This is a genomic window from Arthrobacter sp. D1-29, from assembly GCF_054130585.1.
On the sequence record NZ_CP096383.1, the window covers coordinates 174,848 to 201,543 of the forward strand.

At 63.8% G+C, this 26,696-nt stretch carries 24 protein-coding genes; 9 read left to right on the forward strand and 15 right to left on the reverse strand.

What is annotated here, in order from left to right; all coding sequences use genetic code 11:
• Nucleotides 1–73: 73 nt before the first annotated feature.
• The gene (locus M1E17_RS00815) at nt 74–469 is read right to left on the reverse strand and encodes a winged helix-turn-helix transcriptional regulator (protein ID WP_457964769.1); all 396 of its coding nucleotides are present in this window, start codon (nt 467–469) and stop codon (nt 74–76) included.
• A 117-nt stretch (nt 470–586) separates the two neighbouring features.
• On the opposite strand from M1E17_RS00815, the gene M1E17_RS00820 reads away from it, so the two are divergent.
• Together M1E17_RS00820 and M1E17_RS00825 are read left to right on the forward strand one after the other, a co-directional pair.
• Entirely contained in the window at nt 587–1,444 is an 858-nt protein-coding gene (locus tag M1E17_RS00820) for an SDR family oxidoreductase (RefSeq protein WP_457964770.1), read from the forward strand.
• 114 nt (nt 1,445–1,558) lie between these two features.
• A complete protein-coding gene (locus M1E17_RS00825) occupies nt 1,559–2,050 on the forward strand; it encodes a PaaI family thioesterase (RefSeq protein ID WP_457964772.1) in 492 nt (163 codons plus the stop codon).
• Between the two features lie 43 nt (nt 2,051–2,093).
• On the opposite strand, the gene M1E17_RS00830 is transcribed toward M1E17_RS00825, so the two are convergent.
• Nucleotides 2,094–3,638, reverse strand: a complete 1,545-nt coding sequence (locus tag M1E17_RS00830) for a PucR family transcriptional regulator (protein WP_457964773.1) — start codon at nt 3,636–3,638, stop codon at nt 2,094–2,096.
• Nucleotides 3,639–3,748: 110 nt separating this feature from the next.
• On the opposite strand from M1E17_RS00830, the gene M1E17_RS00835 reads away from it, so the two are divergent.
• Nucleotides 3,749–5,275, forward strand: a complete 1,527-nt coding sequence (locus M1E17_RS00835) for a purine-cytosine permease family protein (RefSeq protein ID WP_457964775.1) — start codon at nt 3,749–3,751, stop codon at nt 5,273–5,275.
• A 137-nt stretch (nt 5,276–5,412) separates the two neighbouring features.
• A complete protein-coding gene (locus tag M1E17_RS00840; protein ID WP_457964776.1) occupies nt 5,413–6,375 on the forward strand; it encodes a polysaccharide deacetylase family protein in 963 nt (320 codons plus the stop codon).
• Nucleotides 6,376–6,380: 5 nt separating this feature from the next.
• Here the strand turns inward: M1E17_RS00840 and M1E17_RS00845 are convergent, their stop codons facing one another.
• The 6 genes from M1E17_RS00845 to M1E17_RS00870 all read right to left on the reverse strand — a co-directional run bounded on the left by M1E17_RS00845 (nt 6,381) and on the right by M1E17_RS00870 (nt 11,985).
• Nucleotides 6,381–7,064 carry a response regulator gene (locus M1E17_RS00845; protein ID WP_457964778.1) on the reverse strand — a complete coding sequence of 228 codons (684 nt, stop codon included), beginning with the start codon at nt 7,062–7,064 and terminating at the stop codon, nt 6,381–6,383.
• Nucleotides 7,057–8,448, reverse strand: a complete 1,392-nt coding sequence (locus M1E17_RS00850; RefSeq protein ID WP_457964779.1) for a sensor histidine kinase — start codon at nt 8,446–8,448, stop codon at nt 7,057–7,059. Before M1E17_RS00850 ends, M1E17_RS00845 begins: the two co-directional genes overlap by 8 nt.
• Nucleotides 8,449–8,627: 179 nt before the next feature.
• The gene (locus M1E17_RS00855; protein WP_457964780.1) at nt 8,628–9,191 is read right to left on the reverse strand and encodes an OsmC family protein; all 564 of its coding nucleotides are present in this window, start codon (nt 9,189–9,191) and stop codon (nt 8,628–8,630) included.
• A 212-nt stretch (nt 9,192–9,403) separates the two neighbouring features.
• Nucleotides 9,404–10,150 (reverse strand): helix-turn-helix transcriptional regulator, encoded by a 747-nt coding sequence (locus M1E17_RS00860; protein WP_457964781.1) that lies wholly within the window; start codon nt 10,148–10,150, stop codon nt 9,404–9,406.
• Nucleotides 10,151–10,333: 183 nt separating this feature from the next.
• Nucleotides 10,334–11,530 (reverse strand): MalY/PatB family protein, encoded by a 1,197-nt coding sequence (locus M1E17_RS00865; RefSeq protein WP_457964782.1) that lies wholly within the window; start codon nt 11,528–11,530, stop codon nt 10,334–10,336.
• Between the two features lie 38 nt (nt 11,531–11,568).
• The gene (locus tag M1E17_RS00870) at nt 11,569–11,985 is read right to left on the reverse strand and encodes a RidA family protein (protein WP_457964783.1); all 417 of its coding nucleotides are present in this window, start codon (nt 11,983–11,985) and stop codon (nt 11,569–11,571) included.
• 485 nt (nt 11,986–12,470) lie between these two features.
• Between M1E17_RS00870 and M1E17_RS00875 the strand changes: the two genes are divergently transcribed.
• Together M1E17_RS00875 and M1E17_RS00880 are read left to right on the forward strand one after the other, a co-directional pair.
• Nucleotides 12,471–13,967: an amino acid permease gene (locus M1E17_RS00875; protein ID WP_457964785.1), complete on the forward strand. Its 1,497-nt coding sequence runs from the start codon at nt 12,471–12,473 to the stop codon at nt 13,965–13,967.
• A 355-nt stretch (nt 13,968–14,322) separates the two neighbouring features.
• A complete protein-coding gene (locus tag M1E17_RS00880; RefSeq protein ID WP_457964786.1) occupies nt 14,323–14,883 on the forward strand; it encodes a dihydrofolate reductase family protein in 561 nt (186 codons plus the stop codon).
• Between the two features lie 75 nt (nt 14,884–14,958).
• On the opposite strand, the gene M1E17_RS00885 is transcribed toward M1E17_RS00880, so the two are convergent.
• Genes M1E17_RS00885 through M1E17_RS00895 form a run of 3 tightly spaced genes read right to left on the reverse strand, consistent with a single transcriptional unit; the run spans nt 14,959 to nt 17,979 of the window.
• The gene (locus M1E17_RS00885; RefSeq protein ID WP_457964787.1) at nt 14,959–16,047 is read right to left on the reverse strand and encodes a Gfo/Idh/MocA family protein; all 1,089 of its coding nucleotides are present in this window, start codon (nt 16,045–16,047) and stop codon (nt 14,959–14,961) included.
• Nucleotides 16,032–16,730 carry a ThuA domain-containing protein gene (locus M1E17_RS00890; protein ID WP_457964788.1) on the reverse strand — a complete coding sequence of 233 codons (699 nt, stop codon included), beginning with the start codon at nt 16,728–16,730 and terminating at the stop codon, nt 16,032–16,034. The genes M1E17_RS00885 and M1E17_RS00890 overlap by 16 nt, the downstream gene beginning before the upstream one ends.
• A 25-nt stretch (nt 16,731–16,755) precedes the next feature.
• Nucleotides 16,756–17,979, reverse strand: coding sequence for a Gfo/Idh/MocA family protein (locus tag M1E17_RS00895; protein ID WP_457964789.1), 1,224 nt, complete (start codon nt 17,977–17,979; stop codon nt 16,756–16,758).
• A 148-nt stretch (nt 17,980–18,127) separates the two neighbouring features.
• On the opposite strand from M1E17_RS00895, the gene M1E17_RS00900 reads away from it, so the two are divergent.
• Nucleotides 18,128–19,159, forward strand: a complete 1,032-nt coding sequence (locus M1E17_RS00900) for a LacI family DNA-binding transcriptional regulator (protein WP_457964790.1) — start codon at nt 18,128–18,130, stop codon at nt 19,157–19,159.
• Between the two features lie 142 nt (nt 19,160–19,301).
• Here M1E17_RS00900 and M1E17_RS00905 read toward each other — a convergent pair whose 3' ends face one another.
• The 3 genes from M1E17_RS00905 to M1E17_RS00915 are packed head-to-tail and all read right to left on the reverse strand — an operon-like array spanning nt 19,302 to nt 22,940.
• Nucleotides 19,302–20,795: a SulP family inorganic anion transporter gene (locus M1E17_RS00905; protein ID WP_457964792.1), complete on the reverse strand. Its 1,494-nt coding sequence runs from the start codon at nt 20,793–20,795 to the stop codon at nt 19,302–19,304.
• Between the two features lie 5 nt (nt 20,796–20,800).
• The gene (locus tag M1E17_RS00910) at nt 20,801–21,907 is read right to left on the reverse strand and encodes a GTP pyrophosphokinase (RefSeq protein WP_457964794.1); all 1,107 of its coding nucleotides are present in this window, start codon (nt 21,905–21,907) and stop codon (nt 20,801–20,803) included.
• A gap of 52 nt (nt 21,908–21,959) precedes the next feature.
• On the reverse strand, nt 21,960–22,940 hold the full coding sequence (locus M1E17_RS00915; RefSeq protein ID WP_457967920.1) for a LacI family DNA-binding transcriptional regulator: 981 nt from the start codon (nt 22,938–22,940) through the stop codon (nt 21,960–21,962).
• Between the two features lie 246 nt (nt 22,941–23,186).
• Between M1E17_RS00915 and M1E17_RS00920 the strand changes: the two genes are divergently transcribed.
• Both M1E17_RS00920 and M1E17_RS00925 read left to right on the forward strand, forming a co-directional pair.
• On the forward strand, nt 23,187–24,749 hold the full coding sequence (locus tag M1E17_RS00920; protein WP_457964795.1) for a polysaccharide deacetylase family protein: 1,563 nt from the start codon (nt 23,187–23,189) through the stop codon (nt 24,747–24,749).
• Between the two features lie 491 nt (nt 24,750–25,240).
• Nucleotides 25,241–25,828, forward strand: coding sequence for a polysaccharide deacetylase family protein (locus M1E17_RS00925; RefSeq protein ID WP_457967922.1), 588 nt, complete (start codon nt 25,241–25,243; stop codon nt 25,826–25,828).
• A 35-nt stretch (nt 25,829–25,863) separates the two neighbouring features.
• Here the strand turns inward: M1E17_RS00925 and M1E17_RS00930 are convergent, their stop codons facing one another.
• Nucleotides 25,864–26,625, reverse strand: coding sequence for a phosphotransferase (locus M1E17_RS00930; protein ID WP_457964797.1), 762 nt, complete (start codon nt 26,623–26,625; stop codon nt 25,864–25,866).
• Nucleotides 26,626–26,696 lie beyond the last annotated feature (71 nt).

A 26,696-nucleotide genomic window follows, 5' to 3' on the forward strand; every position in this document is an offset into this window, starting at 1 on the left:
TAGTTTCTGCGGCCCGTTTACCAGCCACCAGGCCGCCCGCGGCCTGCTTTCGGTTAGTTCCGCAATGCTGATCCTAGACCGGGAAGTGTGACGGGGTTTCTACATCTGAGCTCTTCAGGGCATGGATGGCCACCCACTGGACCAACGGGATGAGGTGGCTGCTCAGCTCCTGCCCGCTGTCCGTAAGGCTGTACTCCACGTACGGCGGCACCACGGGCCTGGCATCCCGACGTACCAGTCCGTCAGCTTCGAGCGTGCGAAGGGTCTGCGCCAGCATCTTTTCGCTGATGCCGCCGATGGTGCGGCAGAGTTCGCTCCACCTTAGGGTGCCTGCCGACAGAGCTATCAGCACCAGGGTTCCCCACTTATTGGTGACGTGGCTGAGCAGAACCCTGGACGGGCAGTTCTCTGCAAAGACGTTGTCGTCGCCCAGAGGCAGCCCCAGGTCCGGGAGTTGGGTTTGTGCCATGCAAAGTAGCTTACCAAAAAGTGCGTACCGTCGGTTTGGAATGTACCGGTGATCCTGCAGGTTGGTAGGGGTGATCGAGCAGTCCGCTCGACTGACCGCTAGGAGAAGGAATCCTCAATGTCAATTGTCATCACCGCCGCCACCGGCCAGCTCGGCAAGCTCGTCATCGACAGCCTGCTGGAACGGGGAGTTGAAGCGAGCCACATTGTTGCCGCCGGCCGGGACCAGGAGAAGCTGTCCGCCCATTACGGTCTCCGGGGCATCCGCACTGTCCGGATTGACTACAGTGATCCCGAATCGCTGGCGGCAGCCTTCCAGAGCGGCGACAAGGTCCTGCTGATCTCCGGCAGCGAAGTGGGCCAGCGGGTTGCGCAGCACCGGAATGTCATTGATGCCGCGCGGACGGCCGGTGTTGCACAGCTGGCATACACCAGTGTTGTCAGGGCTGACACGAGCACGCTGGTGCTGGCCCCGGAACACAAGGCCACCGAGGAAGCCGTGGTCGCATCCGGCCTTCCCTACACGCTGCTGCGCAACGGCTGGTACACCGAGAACTACGTCCCGGCCCTGGAGCAGGCGCGCCAGACAGGCAAGGTGGTGGCCAGTGTCGGGACCGGCCGGGTGGCCAGTGCATCCCGTGCTGACTACGCCGCGGCAGCGGCTGTCGTGCTCTCCACTGATGGGCACCACAATGCGGTCTACGAGCTGTCCGGCGATGTTGCCTGGGACTTCGAAGAGTTTGCAGCTTCGCTCAGCACGGCCCTGGACCGCTCCGTGGTGTACGAAGCCGTGGAGCCGGGCGAGCATTTCGAGCTCCTCAAGGCAGCCGGGCTGGACGATCAGACTGCAGGTTTCCTGGTTGCCCTTGACGGGAACATCCGCGACGGCGAACTGGCGCCGATCACAGGCGACCTCTCCCGTCTGACCGGACGTCCCACCGCTTCCTTGGGCGAGACGTTGGCGCAGCTGTCCTGAGCGCAGTGCCTTAGTCCGAAAGGCCGGGGCGCCATTGGGTGCCCCGGCCTTCCCCCAGATGGGCGGCGTTCCAGCCGGCGCTACCATGAATGTGCCGGACGATGAGGAGCAGCAGTGACAGAACGTGAACGGCTTGTCACCTGGGAGGACCCTGCCATTGGCGCGGGAGCCATGCCCAGCATGAGTGGCCTGGACTACCTGCATTCGATGATGGGAAAGAAGCTGCCGCCCCCGCCGATGGGCCAATTGCTGAACATGACGTTGGTTGAGGCGGAGCCGGGAACTGCCACGTTCACCTGCCTCCCGGACGAGTCGCATTACAACCCCATTGGGGCAGTCCATGGCGGCCTGGTGTGCACCCTCCTGGACTCGGCCCTGGGCTGCGCCGTGCAGACCACCCTTCCCCAGGGGCAGGGCTACACCTCCATAGAAATCAAAGTGAACTACCTCCGCCCAATACGGGCCGGCAGCGGCCTGTTAACCTGCGTGGGAGTGGTGTCCAAGGCCGGCAGCCGGGTGGCCTTCGCGGATGGAACAGTCACCGATGGCAGCGGCAAACTGGTGGCTACCGCCAGCGGGTCCCTGCTCGTTTTCCCCCTGGGCTGACGAGCGTTCCCGTTCTTCCTGCGAAACGTCAGGAAGCGCTTGGTCAGGTGGGCTGCAGCTGGGCCAGGCGCGTAGCAACGTGCAAGGCAGCCAGCCGGCCGGTGCCCCGGGGGTCCCCGCCGCACAGCGAGAAGATCCGTTGCAGGCGCTGATGCATCGACTGCCGCTCCACGTGCAGTTCACGGGCGGCCTGGGCCGTATTGCAGCCTGAATCCAGCCAGACCCTGAGGGTTTCAACCAGCTGGGAGTTGCGCTGGGCATCGTGGTCAAGGACCGCCGCCAGTTGCTGGTTCACAAAGTCCCGCCGCTGCGCCTCATCGAGGGAATGGACGGCAAGCCGCTCGACGGCGAACGCCTGGGAATCCAGGACAGCGGCGCCCCGCGGCGCTCGGGGTGAGTCCGTGCCCGCCGCGAGTTCAAGCGTGAGCCGGGCTTCGGTCAGGGACCACGGAGCGAAGGATATGCCGGAAGCTATGGGGCCCACGGAGCTGACTGTCCCTTCCGGTACCGCCAGCGACTCCAGTCCGGCCACGATTTTTTGCCTGTCGTCTTTTGGATTGTCGGAGCGAAGGACGGCCAGTGCCAGAAGCTCTGCGTTGTCCGCATAACTCGCGCTCTGACGGCCTACCCGGTTCAGAAGGTGCTCCACGGCCGTCCGGAGCTGCTGTGAGCCGGGGGAGCGGATCACCACTGCCACCAGCTGCGCCGACACGGGGATGCCGGCAGCCGGAGCGAGCTGTTGAAGCCTCCAGTTTTGCGTGCCGGAAGCTATGGCACGGATCAACGCCCCGCCCGCCATTTCCTTCAGGCCGGGAGGCATTCGCTGCAACAGGGCCAGGGCAAGGATGTCCACTGACCGGGTCCCGGCAATCCGCGCCAGGTTGACGTCGGCGTCGGCGGGAACGTCCAGGGTTAGGCGGGCGGACGGTATGCCGCGTACCGGCACGTCAATGTGGATGATGTTGGCGTGGTCTCGGGCGGCCGCGTCCCTTGGGGCAGGCTCGGGATCTTCACCCCGCTCGGCCGGCAATGCGCTGGCCAGGGTGGTTCCCGCCGTTGAGCTGAGGACCACCTCGGAAGCGGTGGCAGCAGCCAAGACAGCAAGGATCCGGTCAAGGCTGCCGCCGTGGGCCAGTTCCACCGCCATGGCGTGGCTGGCCTGGTCCGCCTGCTGCAGTTGAGCGGCGGATTCACTAACGAGCATGGAGTTGATGGCTTCCATCACGCCGACAAAGGGCACCACCTTGCGAAGCTCAATCAGGGGAAGGCCCGCATTTTCAGCTGCGGCGACCATCGAGGAGGGGATCGAAGGGAGTTCCCTGCCGGTCTCGATTGCCAAGGCGGCCACCCCGCGCTCGGCCAGCTCCCTGATGTAGCCTGTGCGGCGTTCATCCGTTGCCAGGGCAAGGGCCTGGCCACCCGTCAGCAACAGCTCGCCACCGCCCAGCAGGGGCGCGATGTCCAAGACCTCGCTCGAGTGGATCCAGCGGAGCTGCGTTTCCGGGACCAGTGCCGCTGCGGCGCGGACCACGGGGTCGGCTGCCAGCAGGGTGGCATGCTGCAACACGTCTTGTAACCGAACTGGCATGACACTCCGTCGCGTAGATCGCAGAACTTCCAGACACATTGTAGATGGTGCATGTGGTGCCCGACACATAATCTTGAAGAATCCCCATCCCCTCAACGAAGAGGCCCTTGATGCAACAACCATCCACTGGCACGGGAGTTGAGCAATCCGCTCATCTCGAAGACGTCGAAGCCTGGCTGCAGCCAATCCCTGAATCCCAGCGCACCCACAAGGTCTCCGGCCAGTTCTGGATCTGGGCCGGAGCCAACCTGGCACCGATCAACTGGGTGCTTGGGGCCCTCGGAATTCATCTCGGCCTCGGCTTTGCGGACACTGTGACGGTCCTGGTCCTCGGCAACCTCATTGGCATGCTGCTGTTCGGCTGCTTTGTCCTGCTCGGCCAAAAGACCGGAGCCACCGGGATGGTCCTGGCCCGGGCGGCATTCGGACGCCGCGGGAACTATCTTCCGGCCGCCATCCAGGCGCTCCTGGTGATCGGCTGGTGCGCGGTCAACACCTGGATCATCCTGGACCTGGTCATGGCACTGTTCGGGACGCTCGGCTGGGTTGATCCGGCAGCCGCCAATTACGGCTGGAAGATCGGTGTGGCCACGGCCATCATGGCCACGCAGGTAGCCATCGCCTGGTTTGGCTACAAAGCGATCGCCGCCTTTGAAAAGTGGACCGTGCCGCCCACCATCATCATCCTGGCCGTTATGTCCGCAGTCGCCTGGTTCGGCATGAAGATCAACTGGTCCTATGCCGGGCCAGCGGGCAACATCCTGGAAGGGTCAGAGCGGATCGCTGCCATGAGCGCTGTGATGACAGCCATCGGCATCGGCTGGGGCATCACCTGGTTCACCTACGCGGCCGACTACTCCAGGTTCGTCAGCACCGAAGTACCCAAGAAGAAGGTCTACCTGGCGTCGGTCCTTGGCCAGTTCATCCCCGTGGTGTGGCTCGGAATCCTCGGCGCAAGCCTGGCCACCAACAGCGGCGAAATTGATCCCGGGAAGCTCATAGTCCAGAACTTCGGTGTCCTGGCATTGCCCGTTCTTTTGATGGTCCTGCATGGCCCCATCGCCACCAACATCCTGAACATCTACACCTTTTCGGTGGCCACGCAGTCACTGGACATCACCATCAGCCGCCGCAAACTGAACCTGTTCGTCGGGGTCTTCTCCCTGGCCGCCGTCGTCTTCTTCATCTTCCAGGAAGATTTCGCCGCTGTCCTTGATGCCTGGCTGATCGGGCTGGTCGCCTGGGTAGCGGCCTGGGGCGGCGTCATGCTGGTGCACTACTTCTGGATCGAAAAGCGCTGGCCCGGCAACCCGGAAAGGCTCTTCGACGCCGTCGGTACCAAGCGGCTCCCCGGCGTCAACTGGGCGGGCGTCACGTCCCTGCTGGTGGGGATCTTCGCCACCTGGCTGTTTATGTACGGGCTCGTCCCCGCGATGCAGGGCCCCATCGCCGTGGCCCTGGGCGGGTGGGACCTGTCATGGCTCGCCGGCGGCCTCGCCAGCGCCGGTACCTACGCCGTCCTTGGCCCGAAGGTCCACCGCAAATATCTCGACGACGCACTGGCAGCCCCGGCACAGCAGCAGCCGTCAGCAGACCTGGCCGTTTCCACGCAGCCCGGTGCCCCGGCCGGGCTGTGAACAGCCTGTCAGGGCACGGCCGGATTGGGAGCGGCCCTGCCCCGAACGGCCGGACGCCACACGACCGGACGCCACAAGGCCGCATTGCCAACCGCCGGACCCCGAACTGCCTGACTCCACCTAAGAGGAACCCTGAGATGACCCTTGAAGCATTCCCGGACTTAGCCCATCCGATCACCTGGCCCGAGGGGAAGCGGGCAGCAGCCTCCTTCACGTTCGACGTCGACGCCGAGTCCTGCACCATTGCCCATGACCCCAAAAGCACGCGCAGGATGTCGCTGATGACGCATCAGTCCTACGGGCCGAAGGTGGCCGTTCCGCGGCTGCTGCAGATCCTTGCCCGGCAGGACGTCCGGGCCACGTTCTTCGTTCCCGGGTTTACGGCCGAGTGCTACCCGGACACGGTCCGGCGGATCGTGGACGCCGGTCACGAGGTGGCCCACCACGGCTACCTGCACGAACCCATGCAGGGCATCGACGCCGAAACCGAGGGCCGCTACATTGACCGCGGCCTGGAGGCGCTGGCGAAAGCAGCCGGAGTTGAGCCTGTTGGGTACCGGGCCCCGTGGTGGGAGCTGAACTGGCATTCAGCAGCGCTCCTCGCGGACCGCGGCTTCCTTTATGATTCGAGCCTGCTCGACGGCGACGCTCCGTACCGCTTCAGCGTGGCCCCCGATGACAGCCGGGACATCGTCGAAATCCCTGTGGACTGGGCTCTGGACGACTGGGAACAGTACGCCTTCTATCCCGGAGTCACCGGCAGCGGCGTTATCGAAAGCCCGGCCAAGGTCCTGGAAATGTGGACCCTTGAGGCGGAGGCGCACCATGCCCAGGGGAGCTGCTTTGTGCTGACCAACCATCCGTTCATCTCCGGGCGGCCGTCCAAGGCTGTTGCGCTGGAGCGTCTTATCGAGCGGGTCAAGGCGATGGACGGGATGTGGGTGGCAACCATGGAGGAAATAGCCGGGCACACCCGCAGAACTGTCTCCGAAATCCACAGCCATGCCCGGATCGAGGTGCCTTCCTTCCCGGACACCGGCGCCCGCTTTACCCCCGCTGGGGTTCGTGAGGCTGAGCAGATCGCGGTCCGCCAGAACTAAGTAGTTTAGTTGCCTAGTAGATGGCGTTCGTAGGCGAAGGCGACAAGTTGCAGCCGCGTGCGGAGTTCCAGCTTGTCCAGCACGCTGCGCAGATGTGTTTTGACGGTTGCCTCAGAGACGAACAGGCCTTCCGCGATTTCGCCATTGCTGAGGCCCTTGGCCGCGAGAAGAAAAACGTCCCGTTCCCGCACGGAGAGGACCTCCAGGACCGACAAGTCCGGGTCCGCAGCGGGAGTGTTGCGGGCGGCGTGCTGGAAGAGGGAGTGGACCGATCCTGGTGCGATCACCGAGTAGCCCGAGTGAACGGTCCGAATGGCAGCCAGGAGGAATTCCGGCTCGGCGCTCTTGAGTAAATAGCCGCTGGCTCCGGCCTGGACGGCTTGGACCACGGCCTGGTCCCTGTTGAAAGTGGTCAGGGCGATGATTTTGGGCTTGTCGGTGCCTGTGGCAGCGGCATGCTCCACAATCCGCCGGGTGGCTTCGACTCCGTCCATGACGGGCATGCGCAGGTCCATCAGGATGACGTCCGGGCGGAGTTCGCTGGCGAGGACCACCGCTTGCTCCCCGTCGCCGGCCTCGCCAAAGAACTCCAAGTCAGCCTGGCTTTCAATGAGCATGCGGATGCCTGCCCGGAAAAGGGGCTGGTCATCTATCAGGGCAACGGAGATGAGTGCACCCGCATCAGCCACGGCGGGCCGCTTCCGATGCGGCCGCGGGAGGCTGAGGCGAGCCTATTGCTTCCAGTACGGGATGGGTGACCGCAGCCGGAATTCCGTTGGGAGTACGGCCGTCTTCAGCCCCGGCGGCGGGATTGTCTGGACGGGCAGAACTGTGTGGACCGGCGTCGAGCGGCCCGTAAGGGATGAAAACCGTCACCCGGAAGTGATCCCCATCCGGTCCGGCTGTCAGCCAGCCGCCCGCCAGGTGGGCGCGTTCACGCATTCCGGGAAGACCGCGGCCGATCCGGCGCGGGGACGCGTCGTCGGCCTGGTCCTGGCCGGAGGGTACAGCGGAGGCAACGTGCAGGGTAAGGCCCGGGCCGCTCCAGTCATGGTGGAGCCGAACTTCCGTGCCGCGGCCGCCGTGTTTGAGCGCGTTGGTCATACATTCCTGAACGATCCGGAACACGGCTACCTGCTGACCAGTGGAGAGCTCAACGGGTGTGCCGGACTCGCTGGACTGGATCTTCAGACTGCCCCGCTGCATGGTCTCGATCAGCCCCTTGATGTCGCTCAGCCGTGGCTGTGGCGTTGCCATTCCATCGTCGCGGACGCATTCGATCACGCGTTGGGCGTCCACGAGCGCGCTTCGCGCTGAGCGGGCGATGGTGTCCAGCGCGTTGAGCACGGCAGGGGGCTGGTCCTGGCTCAAGTAGCGGGTGCCGTCGGCCTGCGCGGCGATGACGGCAAGGGAATGGGCCAGGACGTCGTGGAGGTCGCGGGCGATGCGTGTGCGTTCCTGCTCCACGATGAGGTCGATCTCGGTTTCCTTCAGGGTGTTCCGGGCCAGCTCGCGGGAACGGAAGAGGGTGCCGCGTTCCTGGGACAGGGCCAGCAGGAGTCCGACGGCGGCGCAGGCTCCGGCGATCAGCAGAAGGAGGGTAAACAGCTGCAATCCATAGGACGTGAACATCGCTTTGTCACCGTGGTGCATGGGCTGGAACCAGCCGACCCCGGCGCCATATCTCCAGGAGAGCATGAGGACGGTCATCAGGGCTGCGAAAACCAGATTGGCGCCGGCCGCGATAAACCGCATCCGCCGGGGTGCGGTCCAGAGGATAAAGCCAAGGGCAATGAAGGAGCCCAGGTAAATGGCCCAGGTGTTTGACTCCACACGCGGCAAGCCGTGAGTCAACTGTGCGGCGAGGAGGGCTGCTGTGAATCCGAGCGATACCAGCGGTTTCCAGGAGGCCGTGGCAATAGCCAGTGTCATCAGGGCCAGCGGCCAGTTTCCTGACCATGTCACCCAGGACCCTCCCATTCGGCCGGCCTCACCGAGGCACCACAGGAGGAAAAAGATGACGGCTGCCGCTGGGGCACCCCAAGGCCGCGCAATTTTCAGAACTGATTCCATGCTGTCACCATATCCACGGCTTCCACCGCGTTTCTCCGGATCGGTGCAATCTCAACCTAAAAGCCAGAATGATTCATCCTTGGAGACAGCTATGGAGGGTTTTTACATGACGCGCCGTTGGTTTCCCAGTGTTCCTGGGCCGGGCTTTGAAGCCCGGCCCAGGAACTCACCGATGGTGCCTAGTTGAGAGTGGTGGTGACTTTCACGGGGTTGGCAAGCGTGTCGCGGATTGGCGAGGTCGCCTCCAGTGCCTTTACGAGGTCTTGAAGGTCTTCTCGTGAAGTGCCTGGGCTTTCGAGTTCCACGTCGACCGTGATGTGTTCTGCGCCCTTTCGGACGGATTTGTCGATGCCGAGGAATCCGCTCAGATCGATATCGAATCCGAGGGTGAGCCGGATCTGCTCGAGCGTGATGTTGCGGGATGCGGCGAGTGAGGCGAGGGTAACGACGTAGCAGCCGGCGAGCCCTTTGAGAATGTATTCAGCCGGGCTGACGGCAGTGTCTGTGCCTAGCAGTGAGATGGGCTCGTCACTGTGCAGCGTGTACTTTCCACGTCGTGACTCGTCCGGTACGCCTGCCTGCACCAGTGGTCCAGTTTCGGTCTTCGCTGTTAGACCGCCTGCGGACTCACTGTTCATGGTAAAAGTGACGCGGCCGAGTTCACGCTGGGCGGTGACGGCTTCGACGGTTGCCTCGATAGCAGCGAGGTCGGCGAACGGCTTGGTGGTGGTGACGGTGTTCATTTTTTCTCCTTTTGATTAACTTGACGCTTGTCTGGTTTAGGGAAGGTGATTGATCCAAGCCCCGACGATTGCCCTCATGACTTGCTGGGCCGTGTGACGCTCCAGTTCCTCATTTTGGGCATGACGGGGTAGGGAATTGTTCATCAATGGTGATCCGGCGATGATGAAGGCTTGAGCTCCAGGAACCAGGTGACGCTGGCTTCTGTCGAGGTTTAGGCTGTCTCTTCGACCTCTCCGCCGAGCTCGTTGAGGTAGTTGTAAATGGTGAACCGCGTGACTCCGAGCGCGACGGCGGCAGTCTCGGCAGCCTGCTTTACGAGGAAGAAGCCACGACGTTCAAGCTCCGCCACGACCTGCACTTTGTGTTCCTTGCGCATTTGTTCGACGGGGACCCCAATGGCGGCGATCGCCGCCTCGACGAGCTTGGAGCTGAGTTCCTCCACGCTGTGCGGGAAGTACTCGCTCCCCTGGGGGCCGACCGACGTCGCCTTGTTCAGTGCAGGCGCCGCGAGCACGGAGCTCCCGTCGTGGCCGAGAACGAAGCGGTCCAAGGCCGAGCGGAGCGTGACCCAGGCTGACACGTCAGCGTTCAGGCACAGGGCTGCGGCGGCACGGCCTTCCTTGTCGACGTAAATGATCGTCGTGCTCTGGAGGATTCTCCCGTCAGGCAGTTGCGAGCGGTAGCCGATCTCATGGGAGAAATCACCGGCTGCCACGCGTTCGAGCAATTTGTCGGTAGGCGGGTCACCGATCTGGCGCCGGGTGACGTCTCCGGCGATAGCACGGACAGTGTTAGGGATTCGCTGCAGGTCGTGCAGGACCACCTCGGTGGGCTGAGGCACCGCGGCCTGAAGGGGGGCCACCAGGAGCTCCAGGACCAGGTTGATGGACTCGGCGTCCATTCCGTGCAGCGCGTCCGGGGACGGAGCTGTGTATCCGACCGAACCAATCTGGGTCATTGCTGCTGTCCTTTCCGATTAGTAGGCGATCCGGGTTCCCGGAACCGCAGTGAATTGTGCCTTTTGTTGAAGCGTATCCGCTGTGGTCCGTGATCCACCTCCGGGCAGGTCCTTTCTTCTTCAACATGCTGTTGCAGGACAAGGATCATGCTGGCCTCCCTTAGGCGGACTGATAGAACTTGTTCAATCGGGGTGGGCGGCTCGGCCCATCCGGGTGATGGCCTCTGTGAGATTGGCCTGGGAAGTGGCAAAGTTGAGGCGAACATGTCCCGCCCCGCCCGTGCCGAAGACATGGCCGGAGCTCAGTGCGACCCTCGCCTTGTCGAGGAACATCCTGGCCGGCCCGGCAAGGTCGGCAACGGTGGCGAGGCCTTCGGGGCCGCCTGGCGAATCCACGGCGAGGTGGCTGCAATCCAGCCAGGCCAGGTATGTCCCCTCGGGAGGGGTGAACCCGACACCGGGAAGATGTTCGGCGAGCAGCTTTCCGAGGAGAGTCCTGTTCGCGTCGAGGCCTCGGAGCAGAGCATCCAGCCATTCTTCACCATCACGGAACGCGGCGGTCTGGGCGATGATCCCCAGGTGGCTCGGTCCGTGGCTGACTTCTTCGGGTATGCGGTCCAGATCATCGGCCGCGTCTGGTCCGGCGATTGCGAGTGCTGCCTTGAGGCCGGCGAGGTTCCAGGCCTTTGACGCCGACGTGAGCGCAAATGCGTTCTCGGCCCCGGGCACGCTGAGATATGGCGTGAATTTTGCTCCCGGAAGGACGAGCGGGGCGTGGATCTCGTCCGAGACGACCCGGACCCCGTAGTTATGGGCGAGAGCCGCGACGGCTGCGAGTTCTTCAGGGCTGTGGACCACCCCGGTCGGGTTATGTGGATTGCAGATCAGGTAGGCGGCATTCCGTCCCTGCGACCGCGCGTGCTTGAAAGCTTCCTCGAGGGTGCCGAGGTCGATCCGGAGATCCTGTCCTAGCGGCGCTTCAATGATCCTGCGCGAATCATGGGTGATGAAAGCGTAAAAAGGCGCATAGACCGGCGAGTTGACCACAACGGCGTCTCCTGGATCTGTAATCAGCCGCACGATTTCGACGACGCCCATCATCACGTCGGGCACGATGGCCGTGCGCTCGACTGCCAGCCCATCCCAGCCCCAGCGCCGGGAAGCGAACGCACTTATGGCCTCCGCGAACTCCGTCCCAGCCGGATATCCGGTGTCCCCGGCATCGATGGCCTGGTGAAGCGCTTCCGAAACGGGCGGCGCGAGCCGGACGTCCATCTCGGCAACCCACAGAGGCAGCACGTCGGAGGGATGAGTGCGCCATTTCATGCTCGTGCGCTGGCGGAGCTGTTCGAGGGAGAGCTCCTCAAGCGGGTTCCCCATTGTCGTGAAGCTGCGGGCTTGAGCCTGCCCGGCTGCCCCTAGCACAGGACAGTCATTTCAATCTCCACGCATGCACCCAGCGGCAGCGAGGCTACCCCCATTGCCAACCGCGCATGGTGCCCTTTTTCTCCAAGGACATCGAGGGCGAGTTGGGACGCACCATCGACAACGGCGGATGCATCCACGAATCCTTCCCCTGCTGAGACGTATCCTCCGATCCTGGCGATACCCTTGACCGCATCCAACGACCCGAGTTCGCCGCGGACGACGTCCAGGCATCGGCTGGCAGCGAGCACGGCAGCCTCACGCGCCTGCTCGACTGTAACTTCCTGGCCCACCCGCCCGGGATAGAGCAACCCACCATCTCCGATAGGGAGTTGGCCGGAGACAAAGAGTAGATCCCCCACCCGGACCGCACGTTCATAGAGCGGTGTGGACGTAGCTGACTCAGCCATGAGAAACCTTCCAGACGTTCGAGAGGCGGACGCGGCACAGCAGGTGCGCCACGTCGGTCCACCTTCAAGGGTATTCAACACACAGTTTGAATGAAGCGGAACTTTTCACAATCATTACACATTTCGTTTACATGCGGTAGATCGGATCCCACTACACAAACCTCAGCTTCCGCGCGCTTCCATGGCATCAATAGCAGAAGCGTCCAAATCTATCCAACAAACTGTTGATTTTTAGGTGTGACGTCGTGCATACTCTCAACTGTGATTTGAATCTCCCAATACGCCGGGGGTTCAGGTCTTCCATATCCCGTCGTTCCACTCATCAGGTCGCTTGACCGCGGGCGGGCCCAGAACGGCAATCACCTCGAATGCCAGGAAGCCCCGCAGAGGGCGGACATCCGCCCGAGCTCACCCCAACTCCGGCGGTTACGCCGCAGACCATCAGGCCTCGCAATTCAAGCCTCATATCCACAGGAAGGCTTCCCATGTCGATTCAGCCACCCGTCACAGACTCCGGGCACGCACACGCACCCGACCAAGTCCTGCACGCCGAGGATGCCGGCTATCAGAAAGGACTTAAATCCCGACAAATCCAGATGATCGCCATCGGGGGCGCGATCGGCACCGGCCTATTCCTCGGCGCAGGTGGCCGCCTTGCCGCAGCCGGGCCATCGCTCTTCGTCGCTTACGCCATCTGCGGGGCCTTCGCCTTCCTGATCCTGCGCGCCCTCGGCGAACTCGTACTGCACCGGGCATCGTCGGGCTCGTTCGTCTCCTACGCCCGAGAATTCTTCGGAGAGAAGGCAGCGTTCACCGTGGGATGGTTCTACTGGCTGGTCTGGGCCGCCACGACCATCGCCGACACGACCGCTGCCGCGCTCTACATGAGCTTCTTCGGCAGGTACGTCCCCTGGATCGCCGCGGTCCCGCAATGGGGCTGGGCCCTCATCGCCCTGGTGCTCGTCCTCGCCCTCAACCTTGTCTCCGTCAAGGTCTTCGGCGAGATGGAATTCTGGTTCGCCCTCATCAAGGTCGCCGCACTGGTCATTTTCCTCCTCGTGGGCATCTATTTCGTCCTCTTCGGCACCCCAACCGGTGATCCGGTCGGCTTCCAGCTCATCTCCGACCACGGCGGAATCTTCCCGAACGGCATCATGCCGATGATCCTGCTCATGTCGGGAATCATCTTTGCCTACGGCTCAATTGAGCTCGTCGGCACCGCCGCCGGCGAAACCGAGAACCCGGCCAAGGTCATGCCTAAGGCGATCAACGCCGTCATCGCCCGCATCGCGGTCTTCTACGTTGGATCCGTCGTCTTGCTTTCACTGCTGCTGCCCTACACCGCTTACGAAAAGGGCGTGAGTCCGTTCGTGACGTTCTTCAGCTCGATTGGCATCAATGGCATCGACTCCATCATGAACCTCGTCGTGCTCACAGCCGCCCTGTCTTCGCTCAACGCCGGGCTCTACTCAACCGGAAGAATCCTGCGCTCGATGGCCACCGCAGGCTCAGCGCCGAAATTCGCGCTCCGAATGAACAAGGCGGGCGTCCCCTACGGCGGCATTGCCATCACCGCAGCAGTTTCCTTCCTCGGCATCCCGCTGAACTACATCGTCCCCGGCGACGCGTTCGAGATCGTCCTTAACATCGCGGCCGTTGGCATCATCGTCGCGTGGGGCGCGATCGTCCTGTGCCAAATCCAGTTTCAGCGGTGGAGCAAGAAAGGTTGGACCCAACGTCCTTCGTTCCGCATGCCTGGAGCCCCCTTTACCGGCTATCTAACCATTGCCTTCCTCGCCGTGGTCCTTGTCATGATCCTTATCGAATCCCCGTTGACCATGCTCGTAACTGCAATTGCGGTGGCCCTCATGATCGCCGGCTGGTACGCATGCCGCGGAAGGATCCGCCAGATCGCCGCTGCACGCGACGGCTACACCGGAGCGGCACCCGTCGTCACCCACGCCACAGCCCGACAGCCATAAGATACGCGCACAACGGGGCGGACGACCATGAGTGGCAGTGGTCGTCCGTCCCCATCGCTGATCCGCCGGTCACACCCGCCCCTTGGCCGCTTACTTAATGGATCACGTACTCTCATCCCTACAGAGCCTCGGAAGGACAAGCGATGCGAAAATGGCAACTGCCCATCATTACATTGCTTGTCATCGCGGCATTTGTGATTCTTTATCTCAACGGGCTTTTAGGAAATACGGCGGTCCCATAGAGGCTTTCCCCTGTGACCGAGGAGCCCACACGGAGGATTATCAATGAGGCAACGTATCCCCTTCGCGGAGGTTATTTACGAGTCAACGCGAAATCTTGACCGGGGTGGCGGGCGTGGATAGCGTCAGCTTCATGGGCACGGTGTTCGGCGGGATGGCTGCCAGCCTCGATGGTTATATCCGTTCAGAGACCGGGGACTTGTCCTGGCTGAACAATGCGATGGCCAAGGATGAGGACTACGGCTTCGAAGAAACCAGCCAAAGGACCGGCGCGTACGTCATGGGCGCCAACACCTACCGCGAAGTGGCTGGCACCGGCGGCATGGGTTCCGGGGCGCCGAGCTACGTGGTGACCCACGACAGGAGCCTGCCGGCACCGGCGAAAACCACATTGTTTTCAGGAGACCTCAGAGAGCTGGTGGCGGACATCAAGGCCTCCATCCCCGACAACAAGGACATTTGTGTCTTTGGCGGCTCTCAACTGCTCACCCAGTTCATCGAGTTGGAGTTGCTCGACGAACTGGGTATTTCCATCATTCCGGTTGTCCTCGGCGGCGGTGTGCCTTTCCTCGGCAGGACCAGCCAATCGACAAAGCTTGAGCTCCTGGAGTGCCGCTCCTTTCCGTCAGGGATTGTGCTGCTTAGTTACAGGCTGACGTATGTGCCGGCAGACTGACGGGCCGCCACGGCACGGCTAAACACACCGCCACACACCCTGCCGCCGGGAGGGCTTTTTAGCCAGGCGCCTGCCTCAGGCAACAGCCGTCAGCGGCACAGGCTCCGGCCGGGCCACGGTGCTGCGGACGGTTACCGAGGACCCTGCCCGGGCGGATTCCAGCACCGATTCCATAACATCGAGCACATGGAAGGCCAGCTGCCCGCCAGCGCGGGGTTCCGTTCCTGCAGGGGTCGAGGCGAGGTCGGCGATGCCGAAGCCCCGGCCGGCGTCCACATAGCCGGCTGAGACCGGCAGGGTTTCCCACTCGCGGGAGCCGAGGGCGAAAAGCTCAACATCGCCGTCGAAACGGTTGGGGTCCGGGACCACCAGGGAGCCAAATTCGCCGTGCACCTCAATGTTCGGGGCCTTGGTGCGCACCGCGTCGAAGCTCATCACCAGCGTGGAGATGGCTCCGTCCTGGTGGGTCAGGATACCCGTCACGTGCGAGTCGACCTCCACCGGAATCACCTGGCCGGCGCGGGGACCCGAGCCGATGGTGCGCTGGGCACGGGTGTGGCTCGCCGCCCCGGTCACTGACACCACCGGCCCCAGCAGTGTCACCAGGGCGCTGACGTAGTAGGGGCCCATGTCCAGGAGCGGGCCGCCGCCGGGCTGGTAGTAGAAATCAGGATTGGGATGCCATAACTCATGACCGGGCGTGGCCATGGTGGCCGTGGCGGACACCGGGGTCCCGATCATGCCGTCGTCAATCGCCTTGCGGGCGGTCTGCACCCCGGTGCCCAGGACAGTATCCGGCGCACAGCCGACGACGGCGCCCGCGGCCTTCGCGGCATCCAGCACCGTGCGTGCCTCTTCGGTCGTGGCAGCGAGCGGCTTTTCGCCGTACACACTCTTTCCCGCCGCAATCGCTTTCAGCGCCACTTCGGCGTGGACTGCCGGAACCGTTAGGTTCAGGACCAGCTCAACATCGGGGTCATCAAGGAGAGCGTCGACGCTGAGCGCACGGACGCCGTCGTTCGTTTTGGCGACTGCCTGAGCGCGGGACTGATCGAGATCCGCCACTGCCACCAGCCGAACCGAGCTGAGCCTCCGGAAACTGGCCAGGTACTGGGCGCTGATGGCGCCGCAGCCCACTATTCCAACATTCAGCGGCTTGCCCACAGCAGTCCCCTTTCGATCAGGGTGTTCACGTTGGCGTCCTCCAGGACTTTCAGGTTGTGGCCGGGGGTGCAGACAAAGATCCGCCCCTGGCCCCATTGCCGGGTCCAGACCGCCGGGGACGTGACTTCGCGGTTCCAGGGGTCCCACGGGCGCACTTTTTGGGTGGTGGTGGCCAGCACGTCGATGTAGTCATCCGCCAGCACCCAGTACTGCTCGGTGACCAGGTCAAAGTCGCTGAGGCCGCGGGTGATCGGGTGATCCGCCGCCGCGGGAAGCATGTTCACTGTGTACGGCACGTAGTTGTCCGCCTGGCCGGCGGTGCGCTCGTCCGGGTGCTTGCCCGGATGGCACGCAAACTGGCCGCCGATGAGGTGCAGGTAGTCCGACGTGTTCCGGTAGGAATCGGCGATCCCGCCATGCCAGCCGGCAAGTCCGGTGCCGTTTTCGACGGCGGTGCGCAGCCCATCGAATTCGTCCCGCTCGATGGTGGACATGGTCATGCACTGCATGATCAGGTCCACGCCCGCCATGTAATCAGTGTCCCCGTAGATCTTGGGGGAGTCCTCCACCCGGACGCTATATCCGTTCCCCTCAAGGAAAGGGATGAAACGGTCCGTCGCCTCCACTGGCTGGTGCCCGTCCCACCCGCCACGGACCACCAGGGCGGACTTCTTGCCGGTCATAAGATTCCTCTGCTTGGGTATGGATTCAGACGGTTTGCCAGCGGCTGGCGGCGGCCGCGCTCGCCTCGACGGCAGCAAGCACACGCTGGACCTGGAGCGCGGCGGCGAAGGAGGGCTCGGGCTGGCGCTGTTCGGCAATGGAATGCACAAGGTCCACTGCCTGGTGCGTGAATCCGTGTTCGTAGCCAAGCCCATGCCCTGTGGGCCACCAGTTGCCCACATAGGGGTGCTCGGGCTCGGTCACCATGATCCTGCGGAAGCCGGCGTCGGGACCCGCGGCGGCATCGTAAAAGGAGAGCACGTTCATGTCTTCAAAGTCGAAGGCCAGCGAGCCCTTGGTACCGTTCACCTCCAGCCGCATCGCGTTCTTGCGGCCCAGCGCATAGCGGGTGGCCTCGAACACTCCTATCGCACCGGCTGGCTGACCGCCGTTGGAAGCACTGCCGGCGGAAGCGGCGCCGCCGTCGAACCTTGCGCTGAAAATGGCAGCGTCGTCCACCGTCACCTGGCCACGCGGTGCGTTCGCGTCCACATCGCCGTGACCGCCCAGCCCAACCAGGTCGCCGGCCAGGGGGCGTTCGGGGACAAAGGTTTCCAGCAGTGCGGAGACGCCGCTGATCTGCTGGCCGGTGACCCACTGGGCAGCGTCGATGCTGTGCGCGCCAATGTCGCCGAGCGATCCCGAGCCGGACTTCGATTTGTCCAGCCGCCAGGTCATGGGGGCCGTTTCGTCGCTGAGCCAGTCCTGCAGGTACTGCGCCCGGACGTGCCGGATGCTGCCCAGGCGGCCCTGCTCAATCATCCGCTTCGCCAGGGCGAGTGCAGGCGTGCGGCGGTAGGTGAAGCCGCACATGGAGAACACCCCCTTGTCCGCAGCCGCAGTGGCCGCCTCCGCCATCCGCTCTGCCTCGGACACGGAGTTGGCCAGCGGCTTTTCGCAGAGAACATGCTTTCCCGCATTAAGGGCGGCGATCGCGATCTCGGCGTGGGTATCACCGGGGGTGCAGATGTCGATCAGGTCAATGTCATCCCGTTCAATCAGCCGCCGCCAATCCGTCTCCGTGGAGGCCCATCCCAGTTTGGCGGCAGCTTCCCGGACGCCCGTGGCGCTGCGGCCGGCCACTGCGGTCAGTTGTGGTTCCAGGGGCAGGTCGAAGAAACGCGGGGCGGTACGCCAGGCATGGGAATGCGCGGCGCCCATAAAGGCGTAACCGATCATGCCAATCCGGAGGGGTGGCGGGGTGCTCATATGGGGTGTCCTCTTGGGCCTGTTGCTTCCGAAATATTTCGAAAGGCTTTTTCGTCAGTGGGATAAAATCTAGTGCTGCCAGAAGATGCGGTCAAGGTTTTATCCCTTAGAATCAGAACGAAATATTTCGAAGAATCAGGAGCCCCGAATGCCGTCTGAGCAGCAGGCCCGCCTGACCCTGGCGTCGGTCGCCAGGGAGGCTGGGGTTTCCGCGCCTACCGTCTCGAAAGTCATCAACGGCCGCCACGATGTCTCCGCCGAAACCCGGGCAAGGGTGTTGGCTGTGTTGGCCCGGACCGGCTACAAATCACCGCTGCAGCAGCGGCGTACGCTGGCGGAAAAGCCCGCGGTGGACGTAGTCCTGGACTCACTGAACTCCGCCTACAGCGTGGAGGTGCTCAACGGCATCCTGGAGTGCGCGGAACTCTCCGGTGTGGAGGTCCTGCTCACGGTCAGGGGAATCGACGGCGCCGCACCACTGAATCCGGAACGGCGCGCCCAGCGGATCATGGACGAGGGCCGTTGCGGGATGATCGTGGTGACGTCGGCCTTCGGCGACGCGCCCCTTGACGCCTTCCACCGCCGCGGCATTCCGGTGGTTGTCATCGATCCCCTCAATCCGCCGTCGGAAGAAGTGGTCAGTATTGGCGCCACCGACTGGGCCGGCGGCAAGGACGCCACGGCACACCTCCTGGCGCTGGGCCACCGAAGAATTGCCTATCTGGGCGGGCCGGACACCGTCGAATGCAACCAGGCCAGGCTGCACGGTTACCTGGCCGCGCTCCGATCAGAAGGAGTCGCTGTGGGGGACGGCTATATCGTTTCGGGCCCCTTCTCCGCGGATCACGGAGCCCAGGGGCTGAACACCCTGCTGCAACTGGAGCCACGGCCCACTGCCATCTTTGCCGGCAATGACGCCATCGCCCTGGGCGTGCTGGCCGAAGCACGCAGGCTGAACATCCGGGTTCCGGCTGACATCAGCGTGGTGGGCTTTGACGGTACCCGCCCGGCCCAGGACTCCGTGCCTGCACTGACGTCTGTGGCGCAACCGCTCCGCGAGATAGGCCGCACAGCCCTGCGGATTGTGCTGCGGCAGGTGCGCGGCGAGGTGCCCGACTCACGTCGGGTGGAACTGGCCACCCACCTGTTGGTCAGGGAATCCACCGCCCCGCCGCCCTAACCTCGGCCGCCGCCCTAATCCACCGCCCCGCCGCCCTAACCCCCAGCCCCCCGCCCCCGAACTCCCGAGTTTTTGTCCATTTGTGGCGACTTTGAGGCAGGCAAAGTCGCCACAAATGGACAAAAACTCCTCGGGGGGAGGGTCAGTTCAGCTTGCCTGCCAGGCGCTCGCGCATCTGGATGCTGGCCGAGTTGAGCCCGATCAGCTCCACCTCGCGTCCGTGCCGGCGATACTTCTCCGTGACGGCGTCCAGCACCGCAATGGTGGAGGCATCCCAGAGGTGCGAGGCGTGCAGGTCCACGATGACACGGTCAATGCCAGGTTCGGCGTCCAGCGCGTATTCGAACTGGGTGTAGAGATCGTTGGAGGAGGCAAAGAACAGCTCGCCGTCCACGGTGTAAATGGCCACGTTCTCGCCGTTCAGTTCCACCACCGTGCGCTCCACGGTCACAAAGTGGGCCACCCGGCGCGCGAACATGGCCATGGCCGCCAGCACCCCCGCTCCCACCCCGATGGCCAGGTTGTGCGTCACCGACACCACCGCCACGGTGATGAGCATGACGGCGGTTTCGGACTTGGGCATCCGGCGCAGTGTGCGCGGAGCAACGGAGTGCCAGTCGAAGGTGATGGCGGAAACGAAGATCATCACGGCTACCAGCGCAGCCATGGGAATGAGGCCCACTACATCGCCCAGCGCCACCACCAGGATCAGCAGGAAGACGCCGGCCAGGAACGTGGACACCCGGCTCCGGGCTCCCGATCCCTTGACGTTGATCATGGTCTGGCCGATCACCGCGCAGCCGCCCATGCCGCCAAAGAAGCCGGTCACGATGTTGGCCACCCCCTGGCCCCAGGATTCACGGGTTTTGTTGGACCGCGTGTCCGTGATGTCGTCCACGAGCTTGGCCGTCATCAGTGATTCCAGCAGCCCCACCAAAGCCATCGAGAGCGAGAAAGGTGCCAGGACCTGGAAGGTCTCCCAGGTCAGCGGGACGCTGGGAAAGAACAGCGAGGGCAGGCTCTCCGGCAGTTGGCCCTTGTCCTGGACCGTGGGCACGTCCACCCCTGCCAGTACGGCAAACAGGGTGAGCACCACGATGGCCACCAGCGGTGACGGAACCGCCGTCGTGATTCTGGGCAGGAAGACCACGATGGCCAGGCCCACGGCAACCAGCGGATAAACCATCCACGGCACGCCGATCAGCTCGGGAATCTGCGCCATGAACACCAAAAGGGCCAGGGCATTGACGAAGCCCACCATGACCGAGCGGGGGATGAAGCGCATCAGCCTGGTGACGCCCAGGACGGCCAGCAGGATCTGGAAGACCCCTGCCAGGATCACGGCGGCGATCAGGTGGTCCAGGCCGTGGCTGCGCATCAGCGGGGCAATGACCAGGGCCACGGCGCCGGTGGCCGCGGAGATCATGGCGGGCCGGCCGCCCACGAAGGAGATGGTGACTGCCATGGTGAAGGAGGCGAACAGGCCGATCCGCGGGTCAACGCCCGCAATCACCGAGAAGGCGATGGCCTCCGGGATCAGCGCCAGTGCCACTACCAGTCCGGCAAGGGCCTCGGTCTTGAGCCGGCGGGGAGAGCGGAGGGTGGCCCGGACGGACTGGAGCTGCAGGGGCTGCATGGATCCTATTTCTTGGTCTGGCGGTAACGCTCGATCTGTTTCAGCCGCCGGAGGAGGCTGTCGCGCCGCGGGTGCGGAACGGCGTCGGGCGCCTCGGCGGTGAGGTCAATGTGTTTGGGCCCGTACTGCCACAGCAGGAGGTCATCCAGCAGGCGGTCCGGGCCGGGGGAGTAGCGGTGATCAAGCGCCTTGCGGACCTCGGTGATCCGGTTGGCGCTGAGCAGCCCGGCCAGCTGGACGGTCTCCTTGAGGCCGTGCGCCGCCATGAGTTCGGCGGCCCAGCCCCAGTCATCATCCACTTTACGGTCCACGTGTGGCAGCAGCGTACGCCAGACGTCACGGATCCTGTTGGGCGTCAGCTGCGCGGCGCCCTCCCCGTCCATGTCCCAGTAGCTGCGGACCTCCTCATAGCGCTCGTGGAGATCGGCGAAGGCGCCTTCCACCGTCTCCAGCATGGCGGCGGTGGCGGTGAACTGACGGTCGAAGTGGGGTGTCCAGGCGCGCGGATCCTCGGCCTTGAAGCGGATGTCGTGCTCAATCTCGCTCCAAGCGTGGGCAAAGACAGTGCGGATCTGGCATTCGAAGAAGTAGCTGCCGTTGGGCTGGATGTCCGGGTTGAAGGCGTGCTGGTACTCCTTGACGGCCTCGTTCTGGATGCTGCGCAGGATGAGGTGGCGGCTGGAGTAACCGTACGTGCCGGACTCGATGGAGCCGATGTCCTTCTCCCGGTCGCCGCGGCAGTCAAAGACCTGGCGCTGGCGCTTAATCAGGTTGGCCACCAGGGCATTCTCGGCAGGCAGCTTGGTGATGACCCGCACGCCCACCATGTCATTGAGGGTCCTGAACGGATCCGGGAACTTCAGCACCGGCGGGCCGCCGGGCTCCAGCGGCTCCTCGATCCGGGAAATTTTCTCCCGGAACGACTCCACCGACTTGGTGCGGCCGGTAACAAAGAGCGGGGTGACCTCGGTGTCCTTGAGCATGTCCCGCAGGATGTGCAGAACGTCCTTCGTGACCAGCTTCAGGGCAGGCCGGACGCGCTCGTAAAGCTCCACGTTCTCCTGCACGGATTCGCGGAGGCTGACGTCCAGGCTGTCCCAGTTACTCGGCATGGTCCCAGCTTACGGTGGGCCACTGACACGGCGTTGTCACGCTCCGCCCGGGTTAGGCAGAGGTGGAGTTTCGCACCACCAGCGAGCTTTCGAGTGTCAGTTGCGGCTGCTCCAAGGGCAGGCCTTCCATCAGGCGCCGGAGTTGCTCGCCAGCCTTGGCCCCCAGCGGCGTTGCGGGGAGATGGACGCTGGTCAGGCTGGGATTGCTGGTGGCTGAGTACGGCAGGTCATCGAACCCGGCCACGGCCAGCTCAGCCGGGATCCGGACCCCGGCAACGCGGGCTTCCTGCAGCACCCCGTACGCGTGGGTGTCCGTAGCGCAGACGACGGCGGTGACGCCCGCTTCCTGCCACTGCGGCCAGGCGGCTGCGAACGCCTGGGCGGCAGCGCCAACGTCGATGGTGGTGCTGATGACGCTGCCTGGCTTCACCGAAATACCGCGTTCCTCGGCTTCGGCAAGGAAGGCTTCACGGCGGACGTCGAAGGTTGCGGTGCCGGTCAGGCTGTCCAGGTACGCCGCCTCTGAATGCCCGACGGCGGCCAGGTGCGCCGCCAGTTCACGGGCACCGTGGGCTACGTCCAGGTTGACCGAGGGAGCGTAGGCCTCCAGGCCCGGTGCGTCCAGCAGGACGAGGGGCCCGGCCGCGGACAGCTCCTCGAGGAAGTCAGCGTTCGGGGCATCCACCAGCAGCCCGGCCGGCCGGAGTGCCATCAGCTTCCTGACGTCGTCCGCCTGCGGAAACTCACCGGCGTCGGTCACTGACAAGAGCAGCTGGTAATCGGCCCCCAGGGATTCCCGGACACCTGCAATCACCTTGGCGAAGAACGGGTTGGAGATGTCCGGTGCCACCAGCAGGACGATGGAGCTCACCCCCTTCGCGAGGGAGCTGCCGATGCCGTCCACCACGTAGCCGAGCTCGGAGATTGCCTCCCGGACCCGGGAAATATTGTCTTCGGAGACGCGTCCCGCGGTCTTGCCGTTGGCAACCAGCGAGACGGTCGCCGTCGAAACGCCGGCGCGGGCAGCCACCATGGCCGCCGTGACCCGCGGCGCACGCCCGGACTGCTTCACCTGTTCCGCGGATTTCATACCTCGATGGTAATGCTCGCTCCGCCGGCCACGCCTTCGGGTGAGCGCTACTACCTAATCAAATCCCCTAACGACACGGACAAAAAGGGGGAGGCCAGTGCCACGGATTGAGAAGCGCCAAAGTTTAGCTTTGGGCCATCATCCGTCGCGACCTCGAAGGAAGGGCCGCATATCCCGCCGGGAGGAAGCGTGGAAAAGCCCAACAAAATACACCTGCCGCTCGGGATTTCCCTGGCGGTAGTGGCCAGCCTGGTCCTGACCGCTTCAGTGACTGTACCTGTGCAGATGACACCCCCACCCCAAGCCATCAGTGCACTTCCCGGACCAGCGCCGGAAAAGGTTGTTGTGGACGCGGCTGCGTTCGTGGACATGCGTGTCCGCGGTGCAGGGCCGGTCCCCATCGTGGCCAAGTGGCAGTACATCAACGGCGCAGAGGCTTTTAATACCAGACTGGACACTCGTCTCTTGGGGATCTTGGACGCCCAGGCGGGCGGCCGTCATGAGCCTTCAGTGCAGGACAGCGTTGCCGCGGCACCTATCAGGGATGGACTGTCGGTCACCCATGAGGTGGTGCTGGCTATCGGAAGCATCGCAGGTTCGAGGTTCGTGCAGGAATCCACGAACGGAGGCGTCCGGACCGGCTACACCGTGGAGACTGCATACGAGGACCTGGGTACCGGGGCAGTCACCGGCAGCGCCGCCCTGATCGATCCCGAAGAAATCAGCACGCTCCGCAGCATGCTCCGGGAGGTGCCGGAACTTTCCGCCCGGGCCGGCTCAGAGCAAGAACCGGCGCCAAGGCCAGCTGCCGAACAGGGCAGCACGCCCCCGGCAGACACGACGACGGGCACGGCGCCCATTCCTGATGGCGAGCTGCTCTCCGCCGTGACGTTCACTCCCGCCGGGGAAGTCAGCCTCACTCTAAGCCGGGTTCCTGATATCGGCTCCGCACTGGCCGATCCCGTCACCGTCGTCCTCAGCGCGGCAGCCGCCAGCAAAGTCCTGTCACCTGCCGGCCAGGCACTTCGCCGACAGGTCATCGCCGGAACGCCGTTCGAAACGCCTGCTTCTTCAGGTGTTGAACGCATCAACTGCGACCTGGTTGCCTGCGCTGCACTGACCTACGATGACGGGCCGAACGCCCAGACCGCCCGGCTCCTGGAGATCCTTGAAAAGCACAACGTGAAAGCCACATTCTTCCAGCAGGGCGCGTACGTCAATTCCCACCCGCAGGTTGCCAGGTCGGTAGCGGACGCGGGCCACACGATAGCAAACCACACGATGAGCCACCCCTACCTGACCAAACTCCCACCAGCCGGTATCGCACGGGAGGTCCAAGGTGCACAGGCAGCCATTGAAAAGGCGGCCGGTGTGGTGCCGGCCTACCTGCGGCCACCGTACGGTGCAACGAATGCCAGCGTTGCCTCTTCGGTTGGGCTGCCCCAGATCCTTTGGGATGTTGATGCTTTGGATTGGCAGTCCCGAAACAAGGCCGCCTTCATCCCGCGGATCATGGGCCTGGTCAAACCCGGATCCATCATTCTTCAACATGACGTCCATGCCGCCACTGTGGATGGCCAGGACGAGCTCATTACGCAACTCAAGAACCGGGGCTACCACCTGGTGACCTTGCCACAGCTTTTCGCCGGAATAGAGCTGGCGCCGGGGGGATTGTATAAATGCCGCGGGGCAACACCCGGCTGTGTCAGCGGACGCCATAGCCCGCCACCTGCATCGGCCCAGCACAGGTGAATGCCCTGCCCTGATGCCATAGGCCCGGTGAAGTGGGACTGCCCGTTCCAAGCTCGCGCCACAATCGGTGTTACGGCGTAACTTTCGGTACAAAATGTACGCTGGGTATCGGGCAGCGCGGCACGACCACTTTGCCTGGCTAACAAGCAGGGGGACAAGTAGCCATGCATCAAAAGGTCAGTAGTCCGCGGCGTCGGGCGTTTCTTCTCACAGCGACAGCTTTGCTGCTCTCCGGATGCAAAGCCGGAGAGTTACCGTCAGCGCCCAAACTGACAGAACCTACGGCTCCTACAGCTTCGGCCGATGCGCCGGCTCCTGATATTTCTCCAGACCCGGAACCTCTCATACGGGATGCCGCGCCGGAGCCGGCAGTCCAGTCGCAGGAGCAGATACATGCCGGATTCTCTGAGCACCGTCCTTCCTATTGGGGCCTCCAGGCGCCAAAGGTCGTCCAATCCCTGCCACAACCCGCCGCAGGGATTGCGCTGACCCTGGATTTTTGCGGCGGACCGGGAGGCAGCGGAATTGCCCAGGCAGTCCTGGACATGCTGAAACGCCACGGGGTCCCGGCGACGCTGTTCCTGAACACACGATGGATCCACCACAACCAGAACCTGGCACAGGAACTAGCCGCCGAACCCCTCTTTGAACTCGCCAACCACGGAACCCGCCACGCCCCGCTAAGTGTGGACGGCAAATCCGCCTACGGGATCCCCGGAACGCAAAACAGGCATGAGGTATACGAGGAGATCATGTCCAACGACAACCTCCTGAGGAAAATCACCGGTAAGCGCCCGCGCTTTTTCCGTCCCGGCACCGCTTACCTGGACGACGTCGCAGCTGAAATCTGTCTCGCCCTGGGCGTGATTCCCACTGGCTTCAGCATCAATGCCGACGCCGGGGCAACATACCCAGCGTCAGTTGTCGCCGCCGAAACGGCCAAAGCCCGGCCTGGTGACATCATCATTTCCCACGGCAACCGCCCCGCATCCGGCACGGCGGCCGGACTCGCGACAGCCATCCCGGCCCTGCTGGAGAAGGGCTATGCCTTCACCACCCTCAGCGCAGCCCTGCCCTGACTTCGCAACCGCGAGGGCTACTGCAGCGACGGTTATCACGAGTCCAGGGGCGCGAGCGCCAGTTCCCACGCCGCCTGGTGGCGTGCGACGTAGCCAGCAGCGGCCCGCCAATGCTCGCCGTGTCCGTTGAGGTACATGCCGGCCCATGGCTGGAACCCGGTAGCGTGTGCGGACTTCAGGAGATCGAACATCGCGGCTGTCCGTTCCGCCATCGCAGCCGGCAGCGCCCTGCGCAGGCTGTCATCGGCGTCATATCCGTCCACCACGGCACGCAGCCTGAGGGACGCCTCCTCCACAGGCTGCCCGTCGAACAGCACACCGAATGACTGCGCCGCGTAGGCCAGGTCCCACAGCCGGGTGCTGGGGCCGGCGCCGTCCCAGTCAATAAACACCCAGCGGTCACCCATGATGAGGTTCCAGGGAGCAAGGTCGTTATGGCACATCAGGTCAGGATTCTCCGCCGGCAGCAGCATCTTCCAGTCGCCCTGATGGGGAACCACAACCGCTTCGCTCGCATCGTGGATACGGCGGATCATCCGGCCAACGCGCAGTAATTCCTCCTGGCCAAGTGGCAACAGATTGATCGCGGATTCGCCCTCCACGTACTCCACCACCTGCCGGCCTTTTTCGTCACGGCCCAGGGGGCAGGGAACATCCAACCCGGCGGAGCGGAGCGCAGCAAGATAGCTCTGTATAGCGGACGAGTTTTCCAACCACGGCTTCCGGACGGTGTTTCCGATGCGCACAACACTTTCGGACGCATTACCGCCTGCCAGTTCTTGCTCCTCAGGGCCCATCCCAGCAGGCTACTGGGCGCAAGGCTGATGTCCCAAGGCCAATGTTGCAGCTGCCTACGTGATCGCCTGAA

Bases quoted from the DNA above. Each gene is read 5' to 3' on its own strand.
- M1E17_RS00865 (WP_457964782.1), bottom strand. From the start codon at position 11,530: ATGGGGAACCCGCTTGAGGAGCTCTCCCTCGAACAGCTCCGCCAGCGC.
- M1E17_RS00895 (WP_457964789.1), bottom strand. From the start codon at position 17,979: ATGAGCACCCCGCCACCCCTCCGGATTGGCATGATCGGTTACGCCTTT.
- M1E17_RS00875 (WP_457964785.1), top strand. From the start codon at position 12,471: ATGTCGATTCAGCCACCCGTCACAGACTCCGGGCACGCACACGCACCC.
- M1E17_RS00835 (WP_457964775.1), top strand. From the start codon at position 3,749: ATGCAACAACCATCCACTGGCACGGGAGTTGAGCAATCCGCTCATCTC.
- M1E17_RS00910 (WP_457964794.1), bottom strand. From the start codon at position 21,907: ATGCCGAGTAACTGGGACAGCCTGGACGTCAGCCTCCGCGAATCCGTG.
- M1E17_RS00840 (WP_457964776.1), top strand. From the start codon at position 5,413: ATGACCCTTGAAGCATTCCCGGACTTAGCCCATCCGATCACCTGGCCC.
- M1E17_RS00820 (WP_457964770.1), top strand. From the start codon at position 587: ATGTCAATTGTCATCACCGCCGCCACCGGCCAGCTCGGCAAGCTCGTC.
- M1E17_RS00930 (WP_457964797.1), bottom strand. From the start codon at position 26,625: ATGGGCCCTGAGGAGCAAGAACTGGCAGGCGGTAATGCGTCCGAAAGT.
- M1E17_RS00860 (WP_457964781.1), bottom strand. From the start codon at position 10,150: ATGACCCAGATTGGTTCGGTCGGATACACAGCTCCGTCCCCGGACGCG.
- M1E17_RS00915 (WP_457967920.1), bottom strand. From the start codon at position 22,940: ATGGTGGCTGCCCGCGCCGGCGTTTCGACGGCGACCGTCTCGCTGGTT.
- M1E17_RS00850 (WP_457964779.1), bottom strand. From the start codon at position 8,448: ATGGAATCAGTTCTGAAAATTGCGCGGCCTTGGGGTGCCCCAGCGGCA.
- M1E17_RS00870 (WP_457964783.1), bottom strand. From the start codon at position 11,985: ATGGCTGAGTCAGCTACGTCCACACCGCTCTATGAACGTGCGGTCCGG.
- M1E17_RS00830 (WP_457964773.1), bottom strand. From the start codon at position 3,638: ATGCCAGTTCGGTTACAAGACGTGTTGCAGCATGCCACCCTGCTGGCA.
- M1E17_RS00890 (WP_457964788.1), bottom strand. From the start codon at position 16,730: ATGACCGGCAAGAAGTCCGCCCTGGTGGTCCGTGGCGGGTGGGACGGG.
- M1E17_RS00855 (WP_457964780.1), bottom strand. From the start codon at position 9,191: ATGAACACCGTCACCACCACCAAGCCGTTCGCCGACCTCGCTGCTATC.
- M1E17_RS00905 (WP_457964792.1), bottom strand. From the start codon at position 20,795: ATGCAGCCCCTGCAGCTCCAGTCCGTCCGGGCCACCCTCCGCTCTCCC.
- M1E17_RS00900 (WP_457964790.1), top strand. From the start codon at position 18,128: ATGCCGTCTGAGCAGCAGGCCCGCCTGACCCTGGCGTCGGTCGCCAGG.
- M1E17_RS00815 (WP_457964769.1), bottom strand. From the start codon at position 469: ATGGCACAAACCCAACTCCCGGACCTGGGGCTGCCTCTGGGCGACGAC.